Source organism: Piscirickettsia litoralis, assembly GCF_001720395.1.
GTDB classification, from domain to species: Bacteria; Pseudomonadota; Gammaproteobacteria; order Piscirickettsiales; family Piscirickettsiaceae; genus Piscirickettsia; species Piscirickettsia litoralis.
In genome coordinates this window covers 914,841-917,553 of record NZ_MDTU01000001.1, presented here as the reverse complement: position 1 = coordinate 917,553, position 2,713 = coordinate 914,841, and the positions used below count along the sequence as shown (strand labels likewise).

General features: G+C 36.2%; 2 protein-coding genes. Both read left to right on the top strand.

Annotated elements, in window-relative coordinates; translation table 11 throughout:
- Positions 1 to 493 precede the first annotated feature (493 nt).
- A complete protein-coding gene (locus tag BGC07_RS04350; protein WP_069312103.1) occupies positions 494 to 1,231 on the top strand; it encodes a hypothetical protein in 738 nt (245 codons plus the stop codon).
- A 249-nt stretch (positions 1,232 to 1,480) separates the two neighbouring features.
- Positions 1,481 to 2,617 (top strand): protein kinase domain-containing protein, encoded by a 1,137-nt coding sequence (locus BGC07_RS04345; protein ID WP_077216756.1) that lies wholly within the window; start codon positions 1,481 to 1,483, stop codon positions 2,615 to 2,617.
- The last annotated feature ends 96 nt before the right edge of the window (positions 2,618 to 2,713 follow it).

Here is a 2,713-nt window from a genome sequence, read left to right as displayed (position 1 = left end):
ATTATGTAGATTTTTATACCAATGAATATTAAATATGAAAGGGTGTAAAATTCAGGAAATCTGTATGCGAAAGTAATTGAAGTTTGGTGCCCCCTTACTTTTGAAACAGAGACTTCTAATAAGCCATTGACGAATAACGAAGCTGAACGTGAACTATGACATTGAATGATTCTGCACAAGTTAGCCCAAGGCACTCGTGTAGCATTAGGTAGTAAAATCGTAAGTATTTTATCGATCAATTTGATATAGAAAAACGCAGAGGAAAATAATTGATTGACGTGATAATGGGCGTTATTTAGAAAGCACGTTTAGGGTTGGATGTTTCAAAAATATTAACATCAGAGCCTGCTGCATGGCAGGGCCTGAAAAGATACTTTTATAATAGTTTTATCAACTAAGTGCTCTGAATACAAATCTATCAAGCTGGCTGTTGAAGAGTGACTAGAGGGGTTCAGGTACTTATGAAAAGTTCGAAGATTATGAGGAAAAGAATATGCCAAAACAACATAAAGGTGCAGGTAAAAAGACAATAAGTGATACCATTGCAGCGAATAAAGAGAGTGATGAGAGTAATAATGACAGTGAATATGAGACAGATGATGAGAGCAATACAGATGATGAGAGTAATAGTGTTGAAGCTTTACTTCTAAGTAGTTGTGATGATGACGATGATCCGGAAAGTGACACCGAAGAAGTCGATAATGAGCCTAAAATTGATTTTAATGGCTATGATGAAATTTTTTATGTTGGGAAAAATTTTTCTATCCATATCGAAAAAAATTCACCTTATGTAATGACTGTATTTACAGATAAACGCATTGTTACACCAATCTCTGTCGATTATGGTGGAGCAATTATTGATCATCATGATGAGCACAAACACCTTCACCAGGCTCTGTCAAAAGAGAAACATAATGAGCACTATCACTTTCCACGCCCGTATGATTTAAGCCTTAATAAGTTCAAGGAATACGCAGATATTGTAGCAAAAGAACTAGATGGCAGCAGTTGTCACTTGAAATTTTTTACTTCAAACAAACAGCAGCGATTACAGGTCAAATTAAAGCAAAATTTAGCTCTAAAAAATGGTTCTTTACCCTTATTAGAATCTGATAGTACTGTGAAACTTTCGCAAGAAAATAAAATAAGTCAGGTTCAGCCGTTTTTAAATTCTTTTATTAAGCAACCTCAAGAGGAGAGTAAAAAGGTCGATTCATTCCCTCACTTATAAATATGATTCATATTGGATATATATTGTTTTATGTAATTAAATAACTTGATTTTTGTTTATTTAAAATCGTATAAATAGATCTGTTATGGATTAATTAATATTGTTTATTACTTATTATTTTCGCTTATTTTTACATGTTGATCAATATGGTTAGCCGGCAAGCTTAGCGCTCTATTTTTTATATTTAGAGGCTAGAGGTTAGAGGCTAGAGGTTAGAGGTTAGAGGTTAGAGGTTAGAGGTTAGAGAGTATGCCAGAATTAGAATATAGAGAATCACGAAGCGATTCCGTAGATTCCACAATTGATAGACGGTTGGAAAATGGAACAATTGACACCTATGAATCACAAGGGGGTTTAGGTGCTGGAAATAACGGAAGTGTTAGGCGTTTTGAATCTCAAACTGGTTTAGAGCGTTATGCGGTAAAAAGGCCACTTGATCCAAGCCCAGTTGAGCTAGGTGTGCTGAAGTTAGAAGGGGAATTATTTAAAAAAGTCTATCCAAATGAAGAGGTTTTATTTAAAGCGACTTCTAATTCAGATGGTCGTTTAGTTATGCCGCTTTTTCCAGGTGGTAATTTCCATGAAACACTGAAAAAATACCCTAATAGAATTGGTGAAATTATTGTTGCTGTAGCGCTGGAGCTTCAAAGGGTTCACGGGAAAGGCGTAATACATGGAGATATTAAATACGATAATGTCATTATCGAAGAGAAAAATGGGGTATTTAATGCAAAGTTCGTTGATTTTGGTTGGGCATATAAGAATCCAGGTGAAGCTCGGACTATAACCTCCCAATGTCCATATTGGGCGACAGAAAGAACCCAAACTAAAATAAAACTTAAAGCTGACACGAGCCAAGATGTTTTTTCTTTTGGTTGGATGCTATCCTTTGCTCATCGAACAGCCAAAAAAATTCCTAAAGAGTTTCACCCATTTATAATAAATTCTCAATCAAAAAATCCACAACAACGACCGAATTTAAAATTATTTCTTAAGACTAACTTGCGTCCTATTTTGGGAGAGCACTACTCATCGCTTGCTATCGCTAATATAGAGTCTTATCAGGCTATGAGAGCTATAGGTTTAAGCAAACCCTATATCAAAAAAGCGTTTGATAACCCTGAGAAATTCGCTCAAATGCAAGCTCTTGGTTTGAACAAAGCTTACACCGAGAAAGCGTTTGATAATCCTGAGCAATTCGCTCAGATGCAAGATCTTGGCTTGAACAAAGCTTACACCCAAAAAGCGTTTGATAATCCTGAGCAATTCGCTCAAATGCAAGCTCTTGGTTTGAACAAAGCTTACACCCAAAAAGCGTTCGATAACCCTGAGCAATTCGCTCAAATGCAAGATCAAAGTCTTGGTTTGAATAAAGCCTACATCTAAAAAAAGCGCTCGACAAGCCTGAGCAATTCACTCAAATGCAAGAGCTCGGCCTGAACAAAGCCTACATCTAAAAAAGCGCTCGACAAGCCTGAGCAA